The organism is Thermogymnomonas acidicola (assembly GCF_014646795.1).
GTDB classification, from domain to species: domain Archaea; phylum Thermoplasmatota; class Thermoplasmata; order Thermoplasmatales; family Thermoplasmataceae; genus Thermogymnomonas; species Thermogymnomonas acidicola.
This window is the reverse complement of the sequence record NZ_BMNY01000001.1, coordinates 706,109-732,826: the sequence shown is the minus strand read 5'-3', so window position 1 is coordinate 732,826 and position 26,718 is coordinate 706,109. Positions and strand designations below refer to the sequence as shown.

The window sequence follows — 26,718 nt, the reverse complement described above, 5'->3', positions numbered from 1 at the left end:
TAGGTTACGGTTGGCCCCACACCTTTAAAAAGACATGTTTGGAATGGTGGATAACCACCAAATGCAGTTTTGCATGTGGGGGTGCGCAAGGTATGCTCCTGCCAGGATTGAAAATGTAAGCGATAATGGCACACAACGAAGTGCTCCCGCACCCCCTGGACTCATGGCAGGCCCATGCAGCCGGGGAATGCCCGGGCCCTTGCCGGTACCTGGGCCTCTTGATTTCGTACATGGTTCACACCGTGGGCCATGGAGGGTGCTCTCTGTGCAGCATCCTGGTGCCGGCAACATATTTATAGGTATCTTAGTTATCGCCTTACGTAACGGTCAAAGGCTGATTCAGATGGCAGAGACACTTTCAACATACTCCGTCGTTAGGGACGCCTGGAAGAGCCTGAAGAAGTCGGAAATATACAGGCTTCACAAGGAAAGGATGATAGAGTGGCGCAACGGCCCCTCGGTGGTGAGGCTCGAGTACCCGACAAGGATCGACAGGGCGAGGTCACTCGGCTACAAGGCAAAGAGGGGCATATTCGTTGTAAGGTCAAGGGTCAGGCGCGGAGGCCTGAACAGGCCCAAGATCATGGGTGGGAGGAGGCCAAGGAGGATGGCCTACAACAAGCTCACGCCCAAGAAGAGCCTCCAGTGGATAGCGGAGGAGAGGGCCGCGGACAAGTACCCGAACTGCGAGGTGCTCAACTCATACTACGTTGGTGAGGACGGGAAGTACAAGTATTACGAGGTCATAATGGTCGACCCTGTCTGCCCGGACGTCATGGCGGACAAGAACCTCGGGTGGATAAATGAGCCCCAGCACAAGGGAAGAGTATACAGGGGCCTCACGTCTGCTGGCTACAAGGGCAGGGGCCTCCGCACAGGCAGGAAGGGCAGTGCCAAGAGCAGGCCTTCCATAAGGGCAAATGGGAGGCTGAGAAGGTAAACTCCATTTATTAAGTGCCGCGATGGCCCAGTGGTACGGCGCCAGACTTGAGATCTGGTTCCCTTAGTGGATCGGGGGTTCGAATCCCTCTCGCGGCGCTTGTTACGGCCCAGAGATACCTTGGCCTTTTGGCGGCGTTTCCATGACGGCATGCCTGATCGAGCCTGTTCGTGTACTGTACGGTCGTCAGGGCCAGGAGGCCCATGTTTTCCCCATGAAGCGATGTGAACACTCCAGGCCAGATCGAGAACAGAGGCCTCTCCTGGAAGCTTTTCCTCCTGTGTAGGTGGTCGGCCTGCAGTGCTGGGACATTCAGATAATGGCAGGAAAGGTGCAGTTCCGTCCGGATTCCTTGCTTTTAAGGATCTGACAACTGCCATGACAGTGTGGTACGTTGAGTGGCGCCTCCCAGCATCCTGTGGCGGATGCATTCTGCCCCTTGATGGGCCATTGCAGGGCAGCTGAGCCTGGCAACGATGGAGCCAAAGAGAGAGTTCGCAGGATACTGGATGAAGATCAAAGATGCAGGGAAGAGTAAAAGCTGCTGGCTGGCCCATACCCCATATGGTGAACCAGGCAACGGGCCACGGATCAGGCTTGGTGGCCTTCGCTGCCAATGAATACCGTCACCGGCCTTGTCTTCCATTCCAGCCCGAGTGCCCTGGCCATGAGTGCCAGTATAATGAGCCTCCTGCCCATGAGTACCGGTGAAATGTCTCTCGAGCTGACGCTACCCTTGGAAAACAGCATATTCCAGGCAATTTCAAACTCCTCCTTCCGGAGCACGCGTTCCTTGGATAGACGCCCCCTCCTCCGGACGCTCGAAACTGCCCTTATCTCACTCTCACTCACTCCAACGATCTCGTTTTCGGTCTTCCTCACTAGCGTCTTCACACTCTTGTGCGTTCTCGCAAAATCAAGGATCCTGTACCACGCTTCGTTGAAGTCCATGAGATCTCAGTTCTGTTAAATACATAAAATTGAGTGAATCACATAATACGGTTAGTGGATCTTCCCGCCTAATAGGGGCAGACCACCGATCCTGAGAGGCCTGCGCTTGCATACCACACGTCTCCAAGGCCATTTTCAATGCACGCCTACTATGGTATAGGGTACCCGGCCCTTTCCACACGTTATACCATATGAACGGAGTGGCACACTGTTCCATGTAAGCAAGGTGGAGAGGTCAGGACTGATGAACTGGGATGGAGTATTGCCCAGATCTGTTCCAGCCTCACCCGAAAGTCTCCTCGATCCATGCGAAGGTGATTGCCACAGCGGAAAAGAGGTAGAAGAGCAAGATCAGGTACCAGAAGGTTGAAAAATCGTCAGCCGCAGCCCCACTGATCCAGCTGAAGTCTATCAGCGAGAGTAGGATGAACGGGAGAGGCGACACTGCAGCCAGGACCAGGTGGTGTTCCGCCACAGCATTCCTAACGAATCCATGGTATTGTAGATCTTCTTAAGCCTCTTCCTGCCCTTCTTGCCTATTGCCAGCCTGTAGATCTGACCAGCGACCCATTCACAGAAGAGCATGGCATCCCCTATCATAAGCATGGAAAAGGCCAGCTGTGCGAGATCCAGGTTTTCACCGCAACTGCTTGGGTTTATTGGTGAAACGAATAGAGCGCCTGCAACGAGCCTGCAACGACGACGAGGGGCGGCTTCAGGGTCCTTACCTGCACCACCTGAAGAAATAGTAGGACACATACAGCGGCAGGATGACCAGGGCAGAGACGAGGAAGATTATAGCCAGGGCTGTACCTATATCCTTACCAACGGATTCAGACATTTACAGCACACCCCCCCTCTCAAGGTGCCAGTCCGAAAAGATGTGGTGGGATTAAGCTAAAAACCCCCGGAAACGGTTTACCACGCGAACCTCGTATATCTTTTTCTTTCCATTAACTAAATACCAGAAGTACATTATATCATCGAGATGTATGTACCTGTCAACCACTCCACCTGCAACCCTCTGCCCCAGGTGCAGGAAGCCCGGCATCTCTGATTTCCTCAGTATACCCTCATAAGTATCTCCGCGATAGAGTCTCACGCTAACTCTCCTATTCACCAACACATTGCTCACCCCCAAATAATACGCATCTCATACTGCAGAATCTGCTAGTCATATATGTTGACTAATATAATTCAAAAACTATAATATAAGAAGCACATAAGGCCAACCACCCTTATTTAAATAAAAACCGTAAACGGTCAACATAAATGAAACTAGATGGGGTGTACATTACATGTACTAAAGTTTTCGTAGCACAGTCCGCAATAAAACTACACAACAGCTGCAAGCACAGAGGATGGGCTAATTCCAAAGGTTTTCTTCTAAAAACCTGCTTCTACTCCACGCACTTGTGGCCTAGATTAAGCAGTAAGAACTCGCCTAGATTAAGCAGTAAGAACTCGTGAACAGTACATATTATGTGCCACCGGTGTGGAGCTGCAGTGATCTTGCATGACCTTTGCCACAGTATAATGACCGTCTAGATTTATCATCAGGATCTTCCAGTATAACAATATATATTTATATTTGAGCTTTGTAAAATGAGGTTTTATTTCTATAATAGAATATTATGTTTCTGATTTTTCCCTTTATCCGTGGTTTGACTCAATGACGACCTTTCTCAACTCCACAGGTTCGTCTCTCCATCCCACAATCAAGCTAGCCTGAAGGTCGGTCAATTCCGTTCTCTTAGCGGCTGGGCCCCTTTTTATTTCTGTCAATTTTTACCCTATCAGAATCGAGGTTCACATCATATTTACATACCATTCTGCCTTGTGAGGCTATTTCTTTAACTTTCCTTATTATCATGATGCAACAATATATATTTCTGATCCTCACTCAGTGCCACAATTTTGCTTAACGAGATTATTGGAAGATGCTGTTAATGTTTAAGTTAGTCAGAGTGTGTTGGAAGGACACGCTGTCTCAATAATTATCCTTAAGATTAGAAATACGCCAATTCAATACAAAGAAAACAATTACGGTGTAGAAAATGTAGGTATCATAAATATAAGGCTCAGTTCAAGGGAATGAAATAACGAACTCTGCATACCATTGAATGAATATACTAGCAAATTCTGCAAATTAAAGCCGACCACCGAAGGGTTTCCCAGAGGTGTTATTGAATTGTTATACCCCTGAGTTGGGATGAAATAGCTTTCTTCATTTTCTAATAAGAAAGCTGCTGATGAATTTTGTTTGATACCCAACATTCGATAAATAAAAGCGACATTCAAAAGGTGTACTAATAGTATCCACAAAAAATAGAGAAAGGCAACCACGAGGAAATTAATTAATATGGACAGTGACGGCCTGGAAGTCGATGCAGAAATCAGAAACGCTGTAGACGCAAAGAAAAGAATGTATATAAATGTCGGAAACACCGAGAAAGTGTTCCAGCCTTCTGTCCACCACATATAGAATTGAACAGTAACACTCCCCTCTACACTGGCTTCACTATTTGTGGCATAGTAAACGAGTGCTGCCAATCGAATTCACCATAGGGAAGGGCATTTCCACCAGAAACGGTTCCCGTATCGTACCCATTATAACCTACACTTACAGTCACAGAGGCGCTACTGCCTAAAACCACAGATGCACTTCCGGTACTTATTGGATTCTTTGAAATCGGGTTAGTGTTAACGTTCCATACTTGGTTAGAATAAATATCCATTGTAGTTTTATTAATATTAAGTTATTAAAATGTTTTGTGCATCTCTAGGCTAAATATGAAAACAATCATGAGCATGCTGTTCCATGCCTTATGAATGTCTGAAAGGATATAAATAAGCAAAGGAAATCTGAGGAATGCCCTAGAAGGGATAAGCGGTACAATTTCTATAGCAGATACCAAAAATCTTATATGATTACAACGAGAAGGCGCGGCATTCTTTTTCTGAACTATCTAACATCAATACAGTATTACAGTGGAGATCCTGAGGAAACTCTCGAGATAAGGGAATCAAAGTTCTAATGAAAAATATTGCCACTGAAAGCCCGGCTCTGTTGTCATAAGGGCGTAAAGATAGGCAGGGTAGGAATTACTCTATTAATAGATTAAATGGGCCCGACCGGATTTGAACCGGTGACCTCCGCCGTGTCAGGGCGACATCATACCAACTAGACTACGAGCCCAGCGATCTAAGGGATTGCTGTTCGGTATTAAACGTTTTTCCGGTTCGGAATGGCCAACTGACATATGGAATGGCGCTCTAAGTGACCACACCAGAGCCACACAGCTCACCGCACTGCAGAGTTCCAACTACGAAGTACCCCAAGGCCGAGGGACAATGCCCTGACATAGTGAAACTCCTAATAGATCCTGGTTACACTGACTGGCTGAAACAATATAAAGTTAAATAACGTGAGTATTGCCCCCCGTGAGCAACACAATTGTCCTGCACGGGGGTGCAGGCTCAAGCAACCAGTTCTCTGAACGCCTCAAGGCTTACGCGAAAAGATCGCTTAATGGAAAGAGCGCACTTGATTGCGTGATTTCTGCCGTTGTGCAGATGGAGGATGACCAGGACTTCAACGCCGGCACAGGTTCAGTCATGAGGGTTGACGGCAGCATACAGATGGACGCTGCCGTAATGATACCGGGGCGCTTCGGTGCCGTTGCGGCCATCGAGAGGGTCAAGAACCCTGTGCTTGTGGCCAGGGATGTCATGGAGAGGACACCGCACCTCATACTCTCCGGTGACGGGGCCGTGAGGTTCGCCAGGGCAATGGGCCATAGGGACTATGACCCCAGCACAGAGAAGGCCAGGGAGAGGTACAGGGCAATGATGTCTGCGCTCGAGGGCAAGAAGACTGGCGAAGATGAGAAGTACTCTGTGATGCGGGAAGTGCTGAGGAGCATGCCTGAGCTCCTGAGCACCACAGACACAGTGGGTGCAGTGGCAAGGGTGAACGGGGAGTTTGCTGCTGCGGTTTCCACAGGAGGGGCGTCCCCAATGCTGAGGGGCAGGATAGGCGATTCCCCGATCCCTGGGGCCGGCATATACTGCGGGGAGAAGGGAGCGGTTGTGGCCACAGGCATAGGTGAGGAGATACTGAAGAGAGTGCTGTGCTACAGGGTCTATTCCAGGATAGGTGCCAAGAGGCTGGAGGACATAGTAAGGGAAGAGATCGCAGCCTTTGGTAACGTCTCGGTCGGCCTTATAGCAGTCAGCGAGGATGAGGCTGTGGCAGCCTCGAACACCAACATGGCCTATGCTGTAGAATATTTCTGACCCATTCCCAACTTTTATCAGACGGCATAACATTACCACCTGTCAGATGTACAGCCCATTGCTCATAGTGCTCACAGAGGTGGTGATGACACCACTGATAGTCTGGATAATCGATTACACCAGGAAGAACATGGGCCAGTTGGGTTTCAGGCCATACGCGATATCCATCGTTATCCTTGTCATGATGGGCAGCATGCTTGATGCCTTCTTCTACTACATAGTGAGCCCGAAGGACTTCTTCGATACCGTCCTGTCAGCTACAATCGGCATGGTACTCATGACCGCAGCCCTCGTCTACATTTTCTGGATTGCCGTGAACGCAAAGAAGAGCTACACCTCACCGATGTCTGTGATAGGGATATCGGGCCTCATAACCTGGAACGAGGTCTCCATGGCCCTGCTCCTCTTCTCCCTGACTGGAGTACATGTCTCTGCGAGGGGCGGCCTGCTATACGTGGCCTACTTCGGAAGGTCTGTAACATACTACCTGTTCCTTGCCCCCATGCTTGTGGAGATGCTTTACTTCCTCGCCTTCAGGCTGAGCCCTGGCTTCCAGAGGAGGTTCTCTCTCTCCGTGTTCCTCATGCAGGTAGCAGACCCCGCCCTCGCGGGCCCAGGGAAGTTCGTCACAATAATGCTTGCAGCCTATGCTGTGCTGATGGTTGTCTCCATATACCTCCTCCTGAGCTTCGTCTATAAGAACAGGAATTCCCTGACCAGTGGAGAGAGGCAGTTCATGAGCCTCTTCTTCGCAATTTTCGCCCTGTCGGCCATAGGCATAGTGGAGCCCGTGGTGGTTTCCCACCCCTTCGGCCTCTCATGGGCGGCACTGGCCGTGGCCATGATAGTCTCGATGTTCATCTACTTCACAAATGTCCTCGACCTGGCAAAGATAAGCACAGTATCAGAGGCTGTGGGCAAGGGCCAGCCCTCAGTCCTCTGAAGTGGCCCGCGGTGCCCCCCTAAGCCTTTCTTTTATCCAGCCCCTTATGTCATAGAAGAAAATGTTGTCATACGGGCAGGCCTCAACACATTCGCCTATGCCAACACACCTCGAATCCCTGTACTGGCCAGTGGCAATGAAGCTGCCCGGCTGCGCGTGGTTACCGACCGGGCATGCCTTCGCACAGGGCTTGTCCCTGCACTTAACGCACAGCGATGGGTCAAGGACCTTCAGCCTGAACAGGCCGAACCTTGACACGAACCTGTTGAAGTTCCCCCAGTGGCAGTAGCCTGTGTTGATGCAGGCATACGAGCCCAGGAGGGGCATGGTCAGGAAGGTAACGTACCATGCCACCCCGAAAAGCATGAGGTACACGAAGTACTCAGGATCTGTACCGTAGACACGGATGTCCAGCACGTGTATGCTGTCAAGTAAAGAGAGGGCACCTGCGGCGGCCAGTGACGAGTAAACCATGAGCGAGGTGGCCCTGTACAGGAGCCTAGCCCTCCTGTCGTGAACAGTTAGAGACCTGGCCACCCTGTTGCCACTGTTGAAAGACTTCATGGCACTGTAGAACGTCCCCTGGTACATGAGGGGTGCAGTGCAGAACACCGAGCAGAGCTGCCTGGCACCGAAGAGGAGCGACAGGATGCCGCTTATCAGGTAGGTGAGCAGTATCGGCAATATGAACACAGGCGCAAGAGGCCCCCCTGTACCGATGCCCATTGACCAACCGATGAATGGCACTGCGGACGGGTTGGGGATGATGAAGTCAGGCAGCAGGACGGAGTATATGCCGTATGCCGCAATCATGAGGTAAAGCCTGACTTTGTTTTCGGTGTTCCTGGCCTCCCTGGCCTTGAAGTATCCAAGGGAACCCATCTCTATGCCCATCATGACCAGAAACCATGTGGACAGAGAAATCTCAGCCAGGAACATGAAGCCGTCGTAGAGGGAGGATGCGATCTTTCCGGATACGCCGCCATGAATGGCTACGAGGGAGAGCGAAGAGACGAATTGCCGTGCCCCGAAGAACTGCGCGTCGAAGACTGCGCCCATGAAGAACTCCGCAAAGAAGACGAGGAGCATGAAGAGGAGCGTCCACCTGGCATCGACTGTCCAGTACCTCTTCCTGCCCTCCAGCGCACCTTTCCATAGGGCACCATACAGGTAAAGAGCCATGAGAGCTAGCATGCTTATTGAGAGGATATCAGCATCTCCACTGTACTGCCAGAGGAAAATCCCCGCCATCATGAAACCATATATGAGGAGCAGTAATAGGAGGTATTCAGAGAAACCAGTTTCAACCGCCTTTGACCTGTAGAGGTGCTCGAACATATAGATGAAGTATGCTGTCATCACTGAACCGGAGAGGTAAATGGACACAGGTACCCATAGGGGCTGGTTGAAGGCGGTTGGCACAAGCGCCATGGCCACAGCCTGGACCATGAATGTCACCGAATGCTCCCTCCTGAAGTCCCTGGTGAGGAGTACCGAGGAGAGCGCCATCTCAAGCCCCATCGGCACAACGAACCAATAGGATGAGAGGTAGTCCATGATGTGTGCAAAGTCCAGGTAGCCTGCTGCAGCTCCTCTGGCTGTGGCAAGGCTGAAGTCGATGCTCATCAGGGCCTCATCGACCAGGACAAATGACGCGGTTAAGTAAAGCACCGGCCTCCCTGAGCCCTGCGTACCGTTCAGGGCCATTGATATGAACCTTCCGACGAACGGCAGGGATTCTGCAGCCATCAGGAAAACCGAGACTTCCACAGTCCTTGGGAAGTTCAGGTAATATGGAAAGATGAAGTGGAGGAGTGGGCCAAGTAGCATCCCGTTCATCATGGTGAGGATGAGGTAGTCTACGAGCCTGCCCAGGATCGTTGAGGATCTGCGTGCAAGATAGATTGAAATGGAGTTCGCGATCACCATTCCGATGGCAGCTGGCCACAGGAAATAGAGGGATGCCAGCAGCATTGGCTGCACATCGAAACATGATTTATAAAGCATCACACAAAAGTATCACATATATCCAGGACATCAATCTTTATATCTATCCTGAAGATCAAATGCAGGAATGGAGTTCGACAAATTCAGAACAATGCACTTTCCCAGGGACGTGTTCGTCGGGCACGGCGTCATAGAGAATGTGGGAGGCGTCGTCTCGAGGAACCTCAGATCGGGATCGGTTGCTGTCATCACTGGGAACACTACCTATTCAATGGCCGGGAGGACCGTGGCTGAACTGATCGAGTCCTCCGGCTTCGATGTGCATGTACATATAACGGGAGAGGCGAACACCGAGAACCTGAACATGGCGGAGGAGTTCTGCCGTGAGGTCGGCGCTGGCATGGTCATAGGAGTGGGCGGTGGCACCAAGATAGACCTCGCAAAGAAGGCTGCATACGAGCTTGACCTGCCCTTCGTGAGCGTACCGACGTCGCCGAGCCATGACGGCATAGCATCGCCGAGGGCATCGATCAAGAGGTCCGGTTGTAACCTCTCAGAGGAGGCAGCGATGCCAGTTGCCATCATTGCAGACACGTCCATAATGGTTAAGGCACCCTACAGGTACCTTGCTGCGGGTGCGGCAGACGTTATCTCGAACGAGACCGCCATACTGGACTGGAAGCTGGCGAACAGGCTCCATGGTGAGGACTTCAGCACCAGCGCGGCTGCACTTTCACAGTACGCGGCGAGGGAGCTGATAGAGAAGGCCCACCTGATAATGCCAGGAGTGGAAGAGAGCGTGTGGCTCGTCATGAAGCAGATACTCGCCTCAGGCACGGCAATGGCCATTGCTTCTTCTTCGAGGCCAGCCAGCGGGAGCGAGCACCTGATCGCACACTCGCTTGAGATGCTGGGTGCCGGGAACAGCATCCACGGAGAGCAGTGCGCAATAGGTTCGGTCGTATCCATGTACCTGCACGGCGGCAGGTGGGAGGAGCTCGCGGAGACCTACAGGAAAATACGCCTCTCGATAAGGGCAAAGGATTATAACATCAGTGACATAACGATGATAAAGGCGCTCAGCACGGCACACAGGATAAGGCCGGAGAGGTACACAATACTCGGCGAGAGGGACCTGAGTTACAGTGCCGCCGAGAGGGCGCTTGAGATAACAGGCATAATATGAGGGAAAGACGGGATGGCGAAGATAACGCTCATCGGTGTTGACCTGGCCAGGGAAGGGCTGGAGTTCACTTTCGTAACGCCCCTGGTGGGCTGTGCCTCGTGCAAGATAAAGAACGTCTGCTTCAACCTTGAGCCCGGGAGGAACTACAGGATAACGAAGGTGAGGGACAAGGTGAACCCCTGCTTTGTGTTCAACCGGGACCAGGTTGCAACGGTGGAGGTCGAGGAGATACAGGAATACGTGAACATGCAGTTCGGTAAGAAACTGCAGGAGGGCTCCACAATAACGCTCAAGTCCATGAATTGTGACCACATAACGTGCCCGAACATAGAGGTATGCAACCTGGTGCACAAGAGGGAGGGCACGAAGGCGACCATAAAGGCCATTGAGGGCAGGCTGGAGTGCCCAAAGGGCTACGACATGAGGAGAGTGAGCATCTCCATCATCCAGTGAAGCCTGATGGCTAGGCTCAAGATAGGCATTGCTGGCAGGCCAAACGCAGGAAAGTCCACTCTTTTCTCGGCACTCACTGGCATAAAGGTGGACATTGCCGACTACGCATTCACAACCGTACAGCCGAACGTTGGCCTCTCGTACATAATGGAGAGGTGCCCGGAGGGCGAGATAGGGAGGAAGTGCAGCCCCAGGGAGGGTTTCTGCAGGAACGGGATGAGGGCAGTACCCGTTGAGGTTGTCGACGTGCCCGGCCTCATAGAGGGCGCGAGCCAGGGGAAGGGCATGGGCAACGAGTTCCTGGACGCCCTAAGGAATTCAGATGCCATCATAAACCTCTTCGACGGCACGTCTGTGAGGGGAGGTAAGGAAAGGCTTGCCGCACAGGCGGAGGAGGTGGAGAGGGAGATAGTGACCTGGTTTGCGGACAGGATGGCCAGGGACTGGGAGAGGTTCTCGAGGAGGGCGGATGCATCCGGAGAGAGGATAGAGAGGTCGCTGCACACAAAGCTGGCATCCTTTGGCCTCAGCGAGGCTGATATCTCCACATGCCTCTCTAAGGGCGTTTTCCCACAGAGGCTGTCCATATGGGGGGCAGACGACTTCCATGAGTTCGCTGGTGAGGTATTCCGTTCCGTGAAGCCCATAGTGAGGGTCGCGAACAAGGGGGACCTGCTGAGCGATGGTGAGATCAGGGAAGTGAGGGAAGCACTGCCTGGTTGCGATGTGATAAGTGCCGACTACGAGCTCACCCTGACCAGGGCATTCAACCTAGGCATTATATCTAGCACAGACACCTCTTTCGACGTTTCTGGAAGGGCAAACAGCAGGCAGGCAGAGGCTCTGGAGACCATAAGGAGCGCCTTCAGGTCTGGGAGGCTCAAGAGGGCCGGGGAAATCCTGAGGGCGGTCGCGAAGGAAAGGCTCAGGAGGATCGTTGTCTATCCTGTCCAGGACGAGACACACTGGACGGACTCTCAGGGCAACGTTCTGCCTGACGCACTCATGGTACCTGAGGGCACCACCGCTCTTGACCTCGCCTACATGATACACACAGAGATAGGCGATGGCTTCATAAGGGCCATAGACGGGAGGACGAAGAGGGCCCTCGGGAAGGAGCACGAACTGAGGGATGGGGACGTGGTAAAGATAGTGAGCAGGGCGAAATAGAAAACATGTTTAAGGATCGTTTGCATAACCATTGCCGTGCTGATTGTTGACATAATCGTCCTCTGGATCCACATATTCTGTGCCATCATATTCGTAGGCGGCTCATTCTTCATGTGGCTTGTCCTGTGGCCAGCATCCTTCAAGGTGACACAGGACGAGAGGGAGAGGACGCTCATGGTGGGCAGGGTGGCCAAGAGGTTCGCCTACTTCACGCATGTGACCATAGCCACGCTGGTGGTCACGGGCATATACAACGCCACCTGGTACCTGGGCGGCAACTACGACCTGCTTGCCACTGAAGGGGGCCGGATACTCCTGGCCAAGGTCATACTCGTTGGTATAATGATCTTCGTCATCTACTTCAATAACATATACCATGGGCGCAAGATAACGAGGCTGGCCAGGGAGGGCAAGATACAGGAGGTCCAGAGGATCAGGCGTTACACGCACGTGATGTCCTACTTCTCACTGGCACTGATGGTGGCGATAATCTTCCTGGCAACGTCGCTGCAGTTCTTCTGATATCCGGGTGCCACACATCTTTCAAACGATTCCGTATATTCTGGAGGCCCCCGCCGGGGTCTACGTCGCCGGAGACGTGTGAGGGAAATCTGCGTGCGTCCCCTACGCATTACCAAACAGCAGAGCTTCATGGGCAGGGGACAGCGGATATGGCCATTCCCCATAAACCAGGGGAGCCCTGCACATAAGCACTTGCAGGAGCATCAGACATTTCCAAGTAGACCTGAGAGACGCCTCTTCCTCTCCTCGATCTTCTTTGAGACCATATCCCTGTGGGATGAGACCTCATGTCCATCCAGAGGCCTGAAGGCAGGGGCCGGTGACTCTGGTATCCTCTTCCCACCCGCAAGCATCGAGCCCACAGACCTGTAGGCCTCCTTCCAGGGCATACCGCCAAGCACCAGCGAGGATGCGTAGGACGTCGCGTGGGTTGAGTTGAGCACCAGTTCCCTGGCCCTCTGAGGATCGAACTGCACCCTGGAGATGAGGTCCCCGAAAAGGGGTATTGCCCTCTCAAGCAGCAAAAGCGCCTCCATCGCATGCCACTTCGGAACCTGGAAGTCCCTGTGGTAGCCCGTGGACTTCGAGAGCAGATCCGCTGACGCCCCGAAGGCCATGGAGGTCACCATGGACGCATAGCCCTGCACCATTTCCAGGAAGTCTGGGTTCCTCTTGTTCGGCATCAGGGAACTGCCCGTCACGAAGTCGTCAGGCAGCCTCAGTATCCCTATCTCCTCAGAACTCCACATTATGAGGTCCTGCGCGATCCTGGACATGGAGATGAAGGCGTCCTTAACCAGGTCTAGAACCTGGATTTCGTCCAGGCCCCTAAGAGATGCCATGTGGAGGGGGTTTTCACTCCCTGGCCTCATACAGAGCATGCCTGCCAGTGATCCCCTGTCCACCGGGGACAGTGAGCCGAAGCCAGATCCATAGCCGAGTGGGCACTCAGAGAGCATGTCCGCCAGGGCGAGAGATCTCTCGGAAATGCTCAGAAGTGTGCGGGAGACGTAGTCCATGTAGGTGCTGAACTTCACGGGCATAGCCTGCCTGTAGTGGGTGTAACCCGGCATGTCACCGTCCTCGCCCCTTGTTCCCATGACCCTGATGCACGCATCAGCTGCCACCAGTGAGGCCGAGAGCAGGTGGTCGACAAAGAAGAGCCTCAGGTCGGTGTGCACCTGCTCGTTCCTGGAGAGGAGAGTCCTGAGCACTGCGCCGCATTCAGCGTCGATGGACGAGACCATGTTCTCAACCAGTGTGTGCACGTCCTCTGCACCGCCAAGGCTCCTGGGCTCTTCACCGTAGACCTGCCTCAGTGCCTTCACTGTCCTGTCACTCAGGCCATCACCGATGAGGCCGGTGTCCTTCAGGGCAAGGTGGTAGGCTATCAGGGAGAGAACCTCGTACCGGTAGAGCATCAGGTCGTAGGTTGCATCCCTGCCCACAGTGAAGTCTTCGCCACTCTTCACATCGGTGTGGGCAAGCCCACCCTTCCAGATCGGGCTGCCTGCGTTCATGGCCACACTCACTGCGTTATCTCGGCTTCCTTCATGACAGAGCGGACTGAAGATGCCAGGACTGACTGGAGGCCGTATATGCTTATGAAGCCGGGCGCCTGGGTCTGGTCGAACGTCTGCACTGAACTGTAAGTCGTGAGGCCGTAGTTGTACAGAGAGTTCTGGCTCTCCACCCCAGAGACGATGCACATACCCTTGCCCAGCTTGAGTGTGACCTTTCCACTTACAGGCGTGTTCACGCTCTCCTCGAAGGCGTTTATGTGCGCCATGAGTGGGTCAAACCAGAAGCCCTCATAGACCATGTTCGACCAGATGTTGTCGATGTAGTGCTTCAGCTCCAGCTCTTTCCTCGTCAGGACGAGTTTCTCAAGGGCCCTGTGGGCGGTGAGCACCGTTACAGCCGCAGGGCATTCGTAAAACTCACGGCTCTTTATCCCCGTGACCCTGTCCTCCAGGTGGTCGATGGCACCCACGCCCCTTGATCCAGCAATCCCGTTGAGCTTCTTCACCAGCTGCACGGGATCCATGTGTTCGCCGTTCAGCGAGACCGGGATGCCGGAGGTGAAGCCAAGCGTCACTGTCTCGAATGTGCCGTCCACCTTGGAGGGGGGCGTCACCCAGAGGTAGGCATCCTCGGGTACAGGCATAGACGGGTCCTCGAGGTCAGAGCCTTCCACGGAGCGGCCCCAGAGGTTTTCGTCTGTGGAGTATTTACCTCCGTTCTTCACCGGTATACCGTGTTTCCTGGCATACTCTGCCTCCTGGTCACGGTTCATGTTCCAGTCCCTGACCGGTGCTATCACCTTTAAGGTGCTGTCCAGGGACCTTATTGCAAGGTCGAAGCGCACCTGGTCGTTGCCCTTGCCTGTGCACCCGTGTGCTATTATCGAACAGCCGGTGTCATGTGCGACCTCCACGGCCACAGACGCCATGAGCGGCCTGGCCACCGCTGTTGAGAGCGGGTATGTCCCCTGGTACAGGCCATCGGCCTTGACGTCCTTGAAGGCGTAGTTCCTGACGAACTCTTCCTTCACGTCCTTCGTTATCGTATCCACCGCCCCAATCTTCACGGCCTTCTGCGCTATTGCATCCAGATCGTTGCTGTCCTGCCCCACATCGAGCGTTAGGGTCACCACGTCATAACCGAGGTTCTCCTTGATCCACCTTATCATCACAGACGTGTCCAGGCCTCCAGAGTAGAGCAGGAGGACTTTCTGAGCCATGGGGGTCAAATCTGCGTCACGACTTAAAAATTACTACACTAATTGACATAAATTATGCAATTAAGTCAATAATTAAGTAGTTCTGTAATTTTTAACAGCCAATCCTCCATTATTACAAATGGAGTGTGTGCGATCATCCCCGGTCACGTGTCCAGGCGAGGAAGCGGCCCATGTGCCCATGGCCCATGGGGTGGGGACACCCCCACAGTCCTGTTGCCCCCATTGCCCATAGGCCTGGCTCTCTGGCAATCCCCCTGATCCCCCAGGCCCCTCCCTGGGCCTGGAATGCACTCTTTCATGGGTGCCACTTTGGACGCAGATCCCGCTTCTCGGTCCTCCCGTATCTGGAGAGTTAAAAGATTAATATAGAGTCCTGCTATCGGTAAGGAGTCAGCACCACATGCTGTGGTGTGGTGTTTCACTGTCAAAGCCTGTTGAAAGGGTGGGGAAAAGTTGGCGAACGGTGAGAATGCTGGAGGAAAGCTGCTCGCGCAGAGGAAGAAGTTCAGGTGGTCCAAGGCGAAGTACAAGAGGAGGGTGCTCAGGCTGAAGGAAAAGAGCGACCCGCTTGAGGGGGCACCCCAGGCCAAGGGAATAGTGATAGAGAAGATCGGAATCGAAGCGAAGCAGCCCAACTCTGCCATCAGGAAGTGCGTGAAGCTCCAGCTCATAAAGAATGGTAGGCAGATAACGGCCTTCGCGCCAGGTGATGGGGCCATAAACTACATAGACGAACACGATGAGGTCGTTGTGGAGGGCATAGGCGGCAGGAAGGGGAGAAGCAAGGGAGATATACCGGGTGTGAGGTATAAGGTCGTGAAGGTCAACGGAATTTCCCTCAAGGAGCTGGTGAAGGGAAGGAAGGAGAAGACGGTGAGGTGAAGATGGAGCAGAAACTCTTCAATCAGTACACAGTTACAGACGTGCAAGTGCATGACCCGGGCCTGGTGAAGTACATCAACCTGACCAGCAACCTGAACCTGCACACCGGGGGCAGGTACTCCAGCTACTCCGCGGGAAAGAGGAACATAAACACTGTTGAGCGGCTCCTGAACAAACTGATGCGCACAGGCAAGTGGACAGGCAAGAAGTACAGCGCGTACAGGGTGCTACACGAGGCTTTCCAGATCATTGAGAGCAGGACCAAGCAGAACCCTGTCCAGGTCCTTGTGAACGCAATAGAGAACGCCGCACCCAGGGAAGAGGTCACAAGGCTGAAGTACGGTGGCATAGCCGTGCCGAAGGCCGTGGACGTGTCTCCGTCCAGGAGGCTGGACGTGGCCCTCAGGAACATCGCAATAGGCGCAACAAGCGCTTCGTTCAAGAGCAAGAAGCCGATAGCTCAGTGCCTGGCCGACGAGATCATGGCGGCTGCCAGGAACGACACGAGTTCCTTCGCAATAAGCAGGAAGGAAGAGGTTGAGAGGATAGCCGCGTCTGCAAGGTGAGGCCAGGGGCCAAGACCTGCACACTCAATTTTAACTCCACATATCGGCCGGCTACCCTGCTGCGCCAGTTAACTTCTTTATAATGCCGGTCTATTTCATTCCATGCAGAGAGACCAGCTTCTCAGGGATACAGTTGTGGACATAAAGGCATCGAGGGATACCACGATAGGGCAGCTTATGGAGAGCTTCGCCAGGAGCGGGGGCTTCACCTCTTCGAAGATATACACCGCCTACTCCATAATCAGGAAGATGGTGGATGAGGAGAACACCACATTCCTCTCCTTTCCTGCCGACATCATATCCACAGGTACCAGGGGGATCATTAACGAGGTGGTGAAGAGGGGGCTTGTGGACGTCATAATAACGACCAACGGCACCCTTGACCACGACATAGCGAGGACGGTGAGCAACTACTACTGCGGTGCGTTTGAGTTCAGTGATAGGAAGCTCAGGGACCTGGGGATAAACAGGCTCGGCAGCGTGTTCATACCTGACGAGAGTTACGGAAAGGCCATAGAGGCCTTCATGATGCCCCTCCTCGATGAACTCTACAGCAGGAAGAAGGAGTGGGCGGGATACGAGATAGTGAAGGAGATCGGTCTGAGGCTCGGGAGCGACTCCTCAATCCTCTACAACGCCGCGAAGAACGGTATACCTGTGTTTGTGCCCGGGATGACAGACGGGTCGGTCGGTTCACAGATGTGGAGCTTCTACGAGATGCACAGGGACTTCAAGATCAACCTGCTTGAGGACGAGCACAAGCTTTCGGACATAGTGTTCGAGGCGAAGAAGACGGGAGCGATCATGATCGGTGGGGGCATATCAAAGCATCACACCATCTGGTGGAACCAGTTCAGGGGTGGCCTTGACTATGCGGTTTACATAACCACGGCGCAGGAGTACGACGGCTCGCTCTCTGGCGCCAAGCTGGAGGAGGCAATTTCATGGAAGAAGGTCAGAGAGGACGCGGAGTTCGTGAACGTCTACGGCGATGCCACGGTGATACTGCCCCTCCTGTTCGGTGCAATACTCTGATGCGGGCTTCCCCTGCCAACAATCCTGCCTGACCATGCCCACACCGGTGTGATATCTCCAGGGTTCACCAGAATAAGGCTTCCGGAAAGGCGGTATCAGCCCTGGCAGTGGTGAGGAGGGGCAGACCCATATCCCACCTGCGTGGCGTGCGACCATGCACCTTTCTACTGAAGGATTCCAAACACTGCAGTATCCTGCCTGCGGATCAGATGTACTTGAGCCATTCCATGACAGGGTCGTCCTCTCCGTCCAGCTCGGTTGTTGTCTCTCCGAAGCTGCTTATTGTGGTGAACCTGTAGAAGAACACCCTTCCGCCCTCCACATACCCGAACATAAGGTGCTCGACCGGCTGGCCCTCTGGAAAGTGCGCCATCTGCTCAGGGGAGTTTGGCACGAACCTCAGCACTATTTCCCTACCCTTTTCCTCCAGGCTGTAAGATGAGTTGGCCATCACGTATTTTCTGAGCTTCTGCAGTTCAATGGATGGCTTTCTGGACATGGCTGAACATCCCCGCATGTTACATTTACTTTTACCTTGGTTGCCGCGATCCAACCTTTATTGTATTATTTGCAATATGGTTCTATGCATTATATAACAGAGGAGGAAGTGGACAGGAACCTGAGTGTGAAGGATGTCATCGAGGAACTGAGGAACGCATTCCTTTCGTACGGTTCAGGGAGGTCAAAGAGCAGCCCGAGGGATAGGATTTTCGGTGACGGCATGGTGCTGAACACCATGCCGGCCCTGTACGCGGACAGGCACATGGCTGGCCTGAAGACGTATATAGCGGGCAAGGGGGGCGCCAGGTTCGTTGTGCTCGTATTCGACACTGATTCGATGGAACTGATGGCTGTGATAGAGGCGAACAGGCTCGGCCAGGTCAGGACGGGAGCACTCCCGGCCATGTTCACCAGGGAGGCGATCACGTGGAAACCCAAGGTGTTCACAGTCATAGGTTCCGGCTTCCAGGCAGAGACGCAGCTCACAGCTATGTGCTCCGTATTCCAGTTCGAGGAGGTCAGGGTCTACTCTAGGCACCCTGAGAACGCCAGGAAGTTTGCAGAGAGGATGTCAAAGGTGACGGGCCTCGGCATAGAGCCATTCAGCGACGTGCACAGGGCCCTGAGGGATACTGATATAGTGAACAGCATCACCGATTCAAACGAGGCCATATTCAGCCGCGGTGACCTCCCTGACAGGTACATAGTCAACCTCGCAGGAGGTAACCTGCCTAACAGGAGGGAGGCTGCGCCTGACGTGCTGGAGGGCAGCGAGCTCATAGTGGTGGAGCACCTTGAGCAGGCGCTGCTTGAGAGCGGCGAGGTGATAGACTACGTCAGGAAACACGGCAGGGAGAGGCTCATTGAGCTGAAGGACTTCATGGTGAAACCTGAAGCGTACAGGAAGGATAGGGTGGTGTTCAAGAGCATGGGGATAGGCCTGGAAGACCTGGCAGCAGCATACGTCCTCCTGAGGAAAATGGGCGTAACCGGCGACAGTTGATGCAGGGCCCGGGCCGCCCGTGTACTGTGGCCAGGCATGCAAGCCAGAATTGCAGGGCCCATCCAGGCTACTGGTAGAGGTGCCGGCGGAGCTCCTCCTCCGCCCTCTTCTCCGCTTCCAGTATGTTATCCACCGCAGCCCTAGCCCTGGACCTTATCGTCTCCATGAGCGTTTCCTCCGAAACGACCGAGTAAAGGTTCCTGGTGCCCCCGCCGTCCACCACTGAGGAGGTCTTTGTCACGAAGCCGGCGCTTATCAGCCTCTCAAGGCTCCTGAAGACCGTGGTCCTGTCCCTCCCTGTGATCTCCGCTATGCTGTCCAGCGTCGCCTTCTTTGCGGACGAAAGTGAGAACAGTACGGACACGTCAGTTGCGTTGAGTGCGAAGAGGCAGGAGAGGAAGTCAGAGCAGCTGGCACTCCTGTCCAGGAGTGATGTGGGCATCTCCATGCTTGAGGTAATGTAAAATGCATATTAAACGGTATTGCATGTCATTTGCAATAACAAAAAATATAAGCCAGCTCAAAATCCAGGTCTGGTAAAGATGCCCTCTGATGATGAGGAACTGCAGAGGATAAGGGAACGCATGCTGAGGCAGTTCATGTCCCAGGGCAGAGAGCCTAGTATGGAGGTGAGAGTTGTGAACACTGAGCCTGTTCCGCTTACGGACAGCGATTTCGACAGCTTTGTGTCCTCAAAGAGGTATGTCGTCGTAGATTTCTGGGCACCCTGGTGTGCCCCGTGCAGGATGGTTTCGCCCATAGTGGAGCAGCTTGCGAAGGACTACGCCGGCAAGATCGACTTCGCAAAGGTGAATGTGGACGATAACCCCATGGTTGCCTCGAGGTTCATGATAAGGAGCATACCCACAATCATGTTCTTCGCAAACGGCAAGCCGGTGGACGCGGTGATAGGGGCTGTGCCCAGGGCCTTCCTGGAGACCAAGATAAAGAGGAATTTCGTCCTGAACTGAGGTAGATTGATGGAGAGCAAATACGACGTGATCGTGGTCGGTGGAGCTGCCGCTGGCCTCACGGCTGCCCTCTACATGGCAAGGCAGGGGCTCAAGACCCTGGTGATAACCAAGGACATCGGAGGGCAGGCCCTCCTCACAACGGAGATACAGAACTACCCCGGCTTCAAGAGCATAGGCGGCTTCGAACTCATGTCCATCTTCCAGGAGCAGGCCAGCCTCTACGGCACAGAGTTCTTCTACGACGAGGTCGTCTCCGTCAGTGGCGAGGACAGGTTCACGGTTAAGACTACCACGGCGTCCTTCGAGGCTGAGGCCCTTATACTGGCCTTCGGCAAGACACCCAGGGACCTGAACGTGCCGGGTGAGAGCGAGCTGAAGGGGCGTGGAGTGTCCTACTGTGCTGTCTGTGATGGACCCCTGTACAGGGGGAAGGAAGTGATACTCGTGGGCCACGGGGACCACGCGCTGCAGGCAGCCCTGTACCTCTCAGGCGTCGCTTCTGGCGTGACCGTGGTGCAGAGGCCGAACACAGTGCGGGGCGACCCGGAGCTGCTCCAGGCCCTCAAGTCCAGGAACAATGTCCGCTTCAGGACAGGGTGCGAGGTCAGGAGCATAGAGGGTGATGCCACAGTGAGGGGTGTCACTGCAGTCTGCGGGGGGAAGGAGGAGAGGATAGAGGGCGAGGCAGTCTTCGTGGAGATGGGGTACGTCACCAGGAGCAAGTTCCTGGAGGGCTTCGTGGAAATGAATGATGAAGGCGAGATAATAGTGGACAGCCTCGGCCAGACGTCCAGGAAGGGTGTGTTTGCGGCAGGCGACATAACGCAGATGCCGTACAAGCAGGTGGTCATATCCGCCGGACAGGGTGCCACGGCTGCACTGAGCGCATACAACTACCTCCAGAAGAAGCGCGGGAAGCACGCCTCTAATACTGACTGGAGGACCGTGGACATCAAGGTAACAGGCTAGTGGTTCTGGCCGGGTGCCTGGACGGCCCCATGGAGGGGCCTTCCCCCTGAATGCCCGGCCAATGGAGCGCCCATTCTCTTTCAGTCGGTGCACGGAGACTGGAGCTGTTATCCAGTTTCTTCATATCCCGCGGAGTGAAACAAATTAATTTGTGTTTCAATATAAAGCGGCATGGAAAAGTTCGACGTTGTGGTGGTCGGCGCCGGGATAACTGGCCTCTCCTCGGCCTACCATATCAAGAGGGAGAACCCGGACATGAGGGTTGCACTTCTGGAGAGGAAGAGCACTTTCGCCCAGGGGAACACAGGGAGGAGTGCGGCAGGCTTCAGGGACGTCTTCTCATCCGAGATGAACAGGAAGCTCGCCTCGTCCTCCATCTCCTTCTACAGGCACGTGCAGGAAGACCTGCACCACGACATAGGCATGAAGTTCACCGGCTACCTCTTCCTACTCGGGAGCGGTGCCTTGGATTCTGGGTATACGAGGGAGGCAGCGGCAAAGAGCAGGTCAAGGTTTGTGGACAAGCATGAGATCGAGGAGATGGGGTTCAGACTCAGGCCTGAGAGGTCGGAGGCTGAGCTCATGGGCCTCTCGGACATTGAAGGTGGGCTCCTGGGCCTGAACTGCGGAATCATAGAGCCGGACAAGCTCTGCGGGTTCTACGACAGACAGATAAGGGAGATGGGTGTGGAGGCAATGTACGGGACTGAGGTGAAGAGGGTTGCCCTTGAACCGGTGAAGCCACTCAACTATCCCGGAGAGCCCTTCCTGTGGCAGGAAAAGACCGTGAGGAGCCTCCAGACGAGCTCCGGGGAGGTCTCTGCGGACACCTACGTGCTCTGCACCGACGTCTGGACAACCGCACTCCTTGACCCAACAGGCATAGATAGCCATATTAGGCCAAAGAAGAGGCAGGTCTTCCAGGTCTCTGGCCCGGAGATCGGGAGGTTCGTGGAGCACCCCATGGTTGAAGGCGCTGACACTGTGCCCTTCGTCGTCCTGCCCAGCCACAGGGTGTACATGAGGCCGGAGCCCAGGAGCAGGTCACTGTGGATCTCTGTGGCTGACGAGTACGGCAGGGACTTTTCTTTCACAGAGGATCCGCAGCCAGAGCCTGAGTTTTATGAGAAGAGCGTTTTCCCCGTTGCACGCTCATACCTCCCCATACTGTCATCGGCCCGCGTTACCTCAATGTGGGCTGGCCACTACGCCTACAACACCATCGACAGGACACACTACATCTTCAGGGATCTGAACGTGATCGTGGCCACAGGCACCAGCGGAAGCGGCATCATGAAGGGGGACGCGGCGGGCAGGATCGTCTCTGCACTCCTTGGCGGGAAAGAGTTTGCGGAACTCTACAACGGAGAGAGGGTCAGGGTAAGTGACCTGGGGGTGGAGGAGAGGCGTGTTCCGAGGGAGCATATGGTGATTTGATCCGTCAATAAGCGATGCAGACTTCAGCAAATTATTAATACAATGACAAACTCAGTCACTCAATGAAGAGGGTGGAGATAGAGGACGAGACCTTTGAGTCCCTGATGGAGTACGGCATGGACGCCGAGACAGCCATAAGGATAGCGCTGAGGAGGAAAAGGGGCACAGCCGGCCTTGAGGAGTACTTCGAGCACGGCAACGCAGACTGAGTGTGCACTGAAGGGAAGGGCCCCCCGGTCAGTTCACAGTTGCCGGGGCGCCATTATTTTTCCACCTGTTCTCGAGAATGCTGCCGCACATGACCAGTATGGCCGCTGCGGTGGAGACTGCGGTGGCATAGTAGAATGCATAGTATGGCTGCACGCTGAACAGCGTTCCCATCGCGAGGTTCGAGAGGAAGAGCCCAACGCTCCTCATGCCGGAGAGAGAGCCCATACCACGCCCAGTGCCAGATGCTGAGACTGCCCTCGAAATTATGGTGGGCTCGAGCGTCTCAACGAAACCGAGGGATACACCAAGGAGGGCAACGGCTGTGTAGACACCAGGCAGGCCTGCGCCGAAGACTATGGAGGCCGATATGCCCAGTGATGAGATGCCCGCCAGGAGGTAACCTGGGAGGGAGAGGAGAAAGAGGTCCTTCCTGAGGCGGAACCTGCTCAGGGCAAAGCCCGTGAGTGATGAGGCTGCCATCAGGATCGTGTAGGAGAGCACACCCAGTTCCTCGCTGCCTGAGATGCGCTCCGACACGATGATCGTGAAGCCCGCACTGTAGTAGCTGAACCCGAACAGTGCAGTGCCGGCAAGTACTGAAAAGAAGGCTGCGCGGCTCATCACGTATTTGCCCTGCGAGCCGGCCCCCTCTGCCTGTCTGCCGCTGTCCCTGACAGGCACCAGGAGGAGGGTCGATATGACAAGCGGTGGCACAGTGAAGAGGAAGATCTCATAGAGCGGCAGGCGGATGAGGAGCAGGAGTATTACCAGAACCGTTGCGATCATGCCTCCACCAACGTCGAGGGAGTGGAGGAAGGCGAAGGCCCTCGATCGGTCCTCTGGCCCAGCCGCCGAGGCCAGGAGTGCCCTCCTCGCAGGGGACCTGAAGTTCCTGGACCACCAGCCGGATGCAAATGTCGCCACTGCGCCGGGTACTGACCTGACAAGGCCTGTGAAAGAGAGAATGGGTATCAAGCTGTTCCCCACAATAGCGACTCTCTTCCTGCCGAACCTGTCCGAGATCCTGCCACCTATGTAGGAGAAGAGTGAGCCCACACCGTAGTTGAGGGCCTCTGCGATCCCATAAACGAAAACGGGGGCGCCCAGGGCAACGGTTAGGTAGAGGGGATACCCCGCTATAACGGCCTGATAACCGAGGTCTGCAAAGAAGGCAGAGAACGATATCATTAGAACGTCCCTGCCCAGGCTACTCCTCTCCATCATTGCACTTCCTCCAGCAGCTCGTTATCCTGGCCCAGCAGGGGAGGAGGGAGCCTAACAGTCCCGGGTGTCTTTGACATCCTGAACGGTGAGGATATAACGGGTACCCTGCCATAACCTGCGTCGATTTCACCAACCACTTCTCTCGCCTTGACCTGCTCGTCATGCATTGCCTCTGAAACGTTGAGTACAGGGGCAGCTGGTACAGACGCAGCCATGAGTGCTGACACCCAGTACTGCCTGTCCCTGGTGATAAAGACCCTTTCAAGCTCTGCCACAAGTTCCTCCCTGTGCCTCACCCTGTCAGGGTTTGTCCTGAACCTCTCATCCCTCTCAAGGTCTTCCCTCCCGATTGCCCTGCAGAACGATGACCACTGCTTCTCGCTTCCCACAGCAACTGCGATGTACCCGTCAGAGGCCCTGAAGACCTGGTAGGGTGCTATGCTGGAGTGGGCAGAGCCATGCTTTTCCGGGTCCCTGCCTGTTGCGAAGTAGCTGAAGGCCTGGTGTGTCAGCACAGACATGTTGGCTTCGAGCATGGACATGTCAATGTACTGGCCTTCCCCTGTCCTGTCCCTGTGCCTGATTGCTGCCACTATGGCTATTGCAGCATGCAATCCAGAGACTATGTCCGCGATCGGAACGCCGAACTTGACCGGTGGCCTCTCGGGCTCACCTGTTATGCTCATCAGTCCGCTCATTGCCAATATCGTGAGGTCGAACCCCGGCTGCTCCGCCCTGGGGCCTGTCTGCCCGAAGCCGGAAATGCTGCAGTATATGATCCTTTCGTTCAGCTGCCTGACGCTCTCGTAGTCAAGGCCCAGTTTCCTCATAACTCCCGGCTTGAAGTTCTCCACCACGACGTCGGACGATGCTATGAGCTTCCTTACCCTCTCCCTGTTCGATTCGTCCTTCAGGTCCACAGATATGCTCCTCTTGTTCCTGTTCACGCTCAGGAAGTAAGCGGACTGACCGGCTATATACGGGGGCGCCCAGGACCTGGTCACATCTCCCTGCGGAGGCTCGACCTTTATTACCTCAGCACCTAGGTCACCCAGCATCATGGTGCAGTAGGGCCCCGCCATGGCCACCGTGAAGTCTACCACCCTTATACCACCAAGTGAGGACTGCACTCGATCACCCCATCACCACTGAACCAGGGCACAGCGAAAGCAGGGTGTGCAGGCAGGGAGACAAAGGCCCTGAGGCCCAAACGGGGGCCTGCACTGGCCATTTACCGCAGGTCGACCATGACCACGTGCCGGATTCGCCTGCGGCCCCACCCTTGCTCCGCATGTACCGCGTATCGGATGCCAGTGTTTAACAGTGCTTTGACGATAAAAAAGTTCCTGTGTTCCGTGAAACCCAGGCCCTGGTACCGACAGGGATCACTCATTCAGCATTTCCAGGTAGAAACAGTTGTCTGCCCTCACCAGCCTCACCCTGTAGCTTTCAGGTAACCCAGCGGGAGTGACGAGGAGCCTCGTTGAGGCCTCCTCTTCACCCTGGACTTCCACTGCACGGATTTCCTCAGACCCGCACTTCGGGCACATGAGGCGCCTCACAAACCAGCGTGCCCTGCACCTGGCACATTCGCTCACCATCATGGCTCATCACCCAGCACCGTGACAGCCGCACTGTTCCCGAACCCGGACATGCTCAGGCAGAGGCCAGTCCTTGCGTCCTTGACCTGCCTACCACCGCATTCTTTCCTTATCTGAGAGAAGGCCTCCACGACCTGCGCCACGCCACTGGCACCTATCGGATGGCCCTTTGAATTGAGGCCCCCGCTGGTGTTCACAGGCATGCTCCCCCCCACCTCGGTCTCGCCCTCCAGCACCATCTTCCATGCCTCCCCTGGCTCGCAGAGCCCCAGGCTCTCCATCTGGACAAGTTCAAGCACAGTGGCCATGTCGTGGAGCTCTGCGAAATCCGGCTTGGATATTCCTGAGAGCCTCATTGCGTTCCTCCCGGCCCTCCTCACCGCTTCCAGGCCCATGAGGTCTCCCCTCGCCGTGACGGATGCACTGTCGCTGGCCAGAGATACCGCCTTTATGTAAACTGGCCTGTCTGTGAAGCTCTCCGCATCCCCGTCGCCCACCACCAGCACCGATGCTGCCCCGTCGCTTATGGGGCTGAACTCGTACTGCCTCAGTGGCTCCGCAACCACTGGGGACTGCATGACCTCCTCCAGTGTAACCTCCTTCTGTATGTGCGCATAAGGGTTGGCTGCACCGTTCCTATGGTTCTTCACTGAAACCTGTGCCAGGCTCTCCCTGCTGGCGCCGTACCGCCTCATGTATAGCTGGGCCAGCAGTGCGGCCAGCGATGGCAGGGACGGCCCCTGCCGCCTCTCCTCCTCTGGCAGGAGTGACGCAATGACTGATGTCACGTGCCTTGTGTCCATGGTGGACATCTTCTCCAGGCCGGTAACAAGCACCGCCCGGGCCTGGCCTGACTTGATGAGCATGTCAGCGAGGAAGATTGCTGTGCCACCGCTGCCACTGGTGTTGTCCACACGCAGGGAAGGGACGCCGTCAAGGCTCAGGTAGGTGGCGAGCAGCGTGTTGATGCCTGAAATTGAGTTGAATTCACCAGAGTAGGAGTTCGATACAAGGAGGAAATCGATATCACTCCTGTACTTCCTGAGTATAGGGAGGGCAGATTCGCCCCCCAGGGACAGGAGGTCCTCCTTCCTCTTCCCGAACCTGGTCATGCCGGATGCAACTATTGCCGACATCTCTGCGTCCTCATTCAATGATCTGC

28 protein-coding genes and 2 tRNA genes are annotated in these 26,718 nt (G+C 54.7%); 17 read left to right on the top strand and 13 right to left on the bottom strand.

What is annotated here, in order from left to right:
* The first annotated feature begins 343 nt into the window (after positions 1-343).
* Both IEW66_RS03615 and IEW66_RS03610 read left to right on the top strand, forming a co-directional pair.
* The gene (locus IEW66_RS03615) at positions 344-940 is read left to right on the top strand and encodes a 50S ribosomal protein L15e (protein WP_188680384.1); all 597 of its coding nucleotides are present in this window, start codon (positions 344-346) and stop codon (positions 938-940) included.
* A gap of 16 nt (positions 941-956) precedes the next feature.
* Positions 957-1,038, top strand: a tRNA-Ser gene (locus IEW66_RS03610).
* Between the two features lie 493 nt (positions 1,039-1,531).
* On the opposite strand, the gene IEW66_RS03605 is transcribed toward IEW66_RS03610, so the two are convergent.
* The 3 genes from IEW66_RS03605 to IEW66_RS03595 form a co-directional block, all read right to left on the bottom strand.
* Complete coding sequence (locus tag IEW66_RS03605) at positions 1,532-1,891, bottom strand: hypothetical protein (protein ID WP_188680382.1); 360 nt, start codon at positions 1,889-1,891, stop codon at positions 1,532-1,534.
* 283 nt (positions 1,892-2,174) lie between these two features.
* Positions 2,175-2,366 (bottom strand): hypothetical protein, encoded by a 192-nt coding sequence (locus IEW66_RS03600; protein ID WP_188680380.1) that lies wholly within the window; start codon positions 2,364-2,366, stop codon positions 2,175-2,177.
* A gap of 417 nt (positions 2,367-2,783) precedes the next feature.
* Positions 2,784-3,017, bottom strand: coding sequence for a hypothetical protein (locus IEW66_RS03595; RefSeq protein ID WP_229657476.1), 234 nt, complete (start codon positions 3,015-3,017; stop codon positions 2,784-2,786).
* A 1,236-nt stretch (positions 3,018-4,253) separates the two neighbouring features.
* Here IEW66_RS03595 and IEW66_RS08730 point away from each other — a divergent pair.
* Positions 4,254-4,376, top strand: coding sequence for a hypothetical protein (locus IEW66_RS08730; protein WP_306789758.1), 123 nt, complete (start codon positions 4,254-4,256; stop codon positions 4,374-4,376).
* A gap of 641 nt (positions 4,377-5,017) precedes the next feature.
* Here IEW66_RS08730 and IEW66_RS03590 read toward each other — a convergent pair.
* A tRNA-Val gene (locus IEW66_RS03590) sits at positions 5,018-5,090 on the bottom strand.
* Between the two features lie 245 nt (positions 5,091-5,335).
* Here IEW66_RS03590 and IEW66_RS03585 point away from each other — a divergent pair.
* Together IEW66_RS03585 and IEW66_RS03580 are read left to right on the top strand one after the other, a co-directional pair.
* A complete protein-coding gene (locus IEW66_RS03585; RefSeq protein WP_188680376.1) occupies positions 5,336-6,190 on the top strand; it encodes an isoaspartyl peptidase/L-asparaginase in 855 nt (284 codons plus the stop codon).
* Positions 6,191-6,236: 46 nt separating this feature from the next.
* Positions 6,237-7,133: a hypothetical protein gene (locus IEW66_RS03580; RefSeq protein ID WP_188680374.1), complete on the top strand. Its 897-nt coding sequence runs from the start codon at positions 6,237-6,239 to the stop codon at positions 7,131-7,133.
* On the opposite strand, the gene IEW66_RS03575 is transcribed toward IEW66_RS03580, so the two are convergent.
* Positions 7,122-9,107: a 4Fe-4S binding protein gene (locus tag IEW66_RS03575; RefSeq protein ID WP_188680372.1), complete on the bottom strand. Its 1,986-nt coding sequence runs from the start codon at positions 9,105-9,107 to the stop codon at positions 7,122-7,124. The genes IEW66_RS03580 and IEW66_RS03575 overlap by 12 nt on opposite strands.
* Before the next feature lie 100 nt (positions 9,108-9,207).
* Between IEW66_RS03575 and IEW66_RS03570 the strand changes: the two genes are divergently transcribed.
* From IEW66_RS03570 to IEW66_RS03555, 4 genes are read left to right on the top strand one after another with little or no spacing between them, the layout of a single operon-like run.
* Positions 9,208-10,266 (top strand): NAD(P)-dependent glycerol-1-phosphate dehydrogenase, encoded by a 1,059-nt coding sequence (locus IEW66_RS03570; protein ID WP_188680370.1) that lies wholly within the window; start codon positions 9,208-9,210, stop codon positions 10,264-10,266.
* A gap of 12 nt (positions 10,267-10,278) precedes the next feature.
* Positions 10,279-10,719 (top strand): UPF0179 family protein, encoded by a 441-nt coding sequence (locus IEW66_RS03565; RefSeq protein WP_188680368.1) that lies wholly within the window; start codon positions 10,279-10,281, stop codon positions 10,717-10,719.
* 6 nt (positions 10,720-10,725) lie between these two features.
* Positions 10,726-11,889 (top strand): YchF-related putative GTPase, encoded by a 1,164-nt coding sequence (gene ychF / locus IEW66_RS03560; RefSeq protein ID WP_188680366.1) that lies wholly within the window; start codon positions 10,726-10,728, stop codon positions 11,887-11,889.
* 36 nt (positions 11,890-11,925) lie between these two features.
* Entirely contained in the window at positions 11,926-12,411 is a 486-nt protein-coding gene (locus IEW66_RS03555) for a CopD family protein (protein WP_229657475.1), read from the top strand.
* A gap of 203 nt (positions 12,412-12,614) precedes the next feature.
* Here IEW66_RS03555 and IEW66_RS03550 read toward each other — a convergent pair whose 3' ends face one another.
* The gene (locus tag IEW66_RS03550; protein ID WP_188680364.1) at positions 12,615-13,931 is read right to left on the bottom strand and encodes a lyase family protein; all 1,317 of its coding nucleotides are present in this window, start codon (positions 13,929-13,931) and stop codon (positions 12,615-12,617) included.
* A gap of 8 nt (positions 13,932-13,939) precedes the next feature.
* On the bottom strand, positions 13,940-15,154 hold the full coding sequence (locus IEW66_RS03545; RefSeq protein WP_188680362.1) for an argininosuccinate synthase: 1,215 nt from the start codon (positions 15,152-15,154) through the stop codon (positions 13,940-13,942).
* Positions 15,155-15,607: 453 nt separating this feature from the next.
* Between IEW66_RS03545 and IEW66_RS03540 the strand changes: the two genes are divergently transcribed.
* The 3 genes from IEW66_RS03540 (at position 15,608) to IEW66_RS03530 (ending at position 17,637) form a co-directional block, all read left to right on the top strand.
* Positions 15,608-16,036, top strand: a complete 429-nt coding sequence (locus IEW66_RS03540; protein ID WP_188680360.1) for a 30S ribosomal protein S12 — start codon at positions 15,608-15,610, stop codon at positions 16,034-16,036.
* Positions 16,037-16,038: 2 nt separating this feature from the next.
* Positions 16,039-16,602 carry a 30S ribosomal protein S7 gene (locus tag IEW66_RS03535; RefSeq protein WP_188680358.1) on the top strand — a complete coding sequence of 188 codons (564 nt, stop codon included), beginning with the start codon at positions 16,039-16,041 and terminating at the stop codon, positions 16,600-16,602.
* A gap of 102 nt (positions 16,603-16,704) precedes the next feature.
* A complete protein-coding gene (locus tag IEW66_RS03530; RefSeq protein WP_188680356.1) occupies positions 16,705-17,637 on the top strand; it encodes a deoxyhypusine synthase in 933 nt (310 codons plus the stop codon).
* Positions 17,638-17,842: 205 nt separating this feature from the next.
* On the opposite strand, the gene IEW66_RS03525 is transcribed toward IEW66_RS03530, so the two are convergent.
* Entirely contained in the window at positions 17,843-18,136 is a 294-nt protein-coding gene (locus tag IEW66_RS03525) for a hypothetical protein (protein ID WP_075057361.1), read from the bottom strand.
* A gap of 84 nt (positions 18,137-18,220) precedes the next feature.
* On the opposite strand from IEW66_RS03525, the gene IEW66_RS03520 reads away from it, so the two are divergent.
* Positions 18,221-19,141, top strand: a complete 921-nt coding sequence (locus tag IEW66_RS03520) for a Rossmann-fold NAD(P)-binding domain-containing protein (protein ID WP_188680354.1) — start codon at positions 18,221-18,223, stop codon at positions 19,139-19,141.
* Positions 19,142-19,208: 67 nt separating this feature from the next.
* Here IEW66_RS03520 and IEW66_RS03515 read toward each other — a convergent pair whose 3' ends face one another.
* Positions 19,209-19,589 (bottom strand): helix-turn-helix domain-containing protein, encoded by a 381-nt coding sequence (locus IEW66_RS03515; RefSeq protein ID WP_188680352.1) that lies wholly within the window; start codon positions 19,587-19,589, stop codon positions 19,209-19,211.
* A 94-nt stretch (positions 19,590-19,683) separates the two neighbouring features.
* On the opposite strand from IEW66_RS03515, the gene trxA reads away from it, so the two are divergent.
* The 4 genes from trxA to IEW66_RS03495 all read left to right on the top strand — a co-directional run bounded on the left by trxA (position 19,684) and on the right by IEW66_RS03495 (position 22,730).
* Positions 19,684-20,112 (top strand): thioredoxin, encoded by a 429-nt coding sequence (gene trxA / locus IEW66_RS03510; protein ID WP_229657474.1) that lies wholly within the window; start codon positions 19,684-19,686, stop codon positions 20,110-20,112.
* Positions 20,113-20,121: 9 nt separating this feature from the next.
* Positions 20,122-21,084, top strand: coding sequence for an NAD(P)/FAD-dependent oxidoreductase (locus tag IEW66_RS03505; RefSeq protein WP_188680350.1), 963 nt, complete (start codon positions 20,122-20,124; stop codon positions 21,082-21,084).
* Between the two features lie 171 nt (positions 21,085-21,255).
* Positions 21,256-22,521, top strand: coding sequence for an NAD(P)/FAD-dependent oxidoreductase (locus IEW66_RS03500; protein ID WP_188680348.1), 1,266 nt, complete (start codon positions 21,256-21,258; stop codon positions 22,519-22,521).
* A 62-nt stretch (positions 22,522-22,583) separates the two neighbouring features.
* Complete coding sequence (locus IEW66_RS03495; RefSeq protein WP_188680346.1) at positions 22,584-22,730, top strand: hypothetical protein; 147 nt, start codon at positions 22,584-22,586, stop codon at positions 22,728-22,730.
* A gap of 28 nt (positions 22,731-22,758) precedes the next feature.
* Here the strand turns inward: IEW66_RS03495 and IEW66_RS03490 are convergent, their stop codons facing one another.
* The 4 genes from IEW66_RS03490 to IEW66_RS03475 form a co-directional block, all read right to left on the bottom strand.
* The gene (locus IEW66_RS03490; RefSeq protein WP_188680344.1) at positions 22,759-23,955 is read right to left on the bottom strand and encodes an MFS transporter; all 1,197 of its coding nucleotides are present in this window, start codon (positions 23,953-23,955) and stop codon (positions 22,759-22,761) included.
* Positions 23,952-25,085 carry a CaiB/BaiF CoA transferase family protein gene (locus tag IEW66_RS03485; RefSeq protein ID WP_229657473.1) on the bottom strand — a complete coding sequence of 378 codons (1,134 nt, stop codon included), beginning with the start codon at positions 25,083-25,085 and terminating at the stop codon, positions 23,952-23,954. The genes IEW66_RS03490 and IEW66_RS03485 overlap by 4 nt, the downstream gene beginning before the upstream one ends.
* 255 nt (positions 25,086-25,340) lie before the next feature.
* Positions 25,341-25,559, bottom strand: coding sequence for a PhlB family protein (locus IEW66_RS03480; protein ID WP_188680342.1), 219 nt, complete (start codon positions 25,557-25,559; stop codon positions 25,341-25,343).
* Entirely contained in the window at positions 25,556-26,692 is a 1,137-nt protein-coding gene (locus tag IEW66_RS03475) for a thiolase family protein (protein ID WP_188681208.1), read from the bottom strand. Before IEW66_RS03475 ends, IEW66_RS03480 begins: the two co-directional genes overlap by 4 nt.
* Positions 26,693-26,718: the final 26 nt, after the last annotated feature.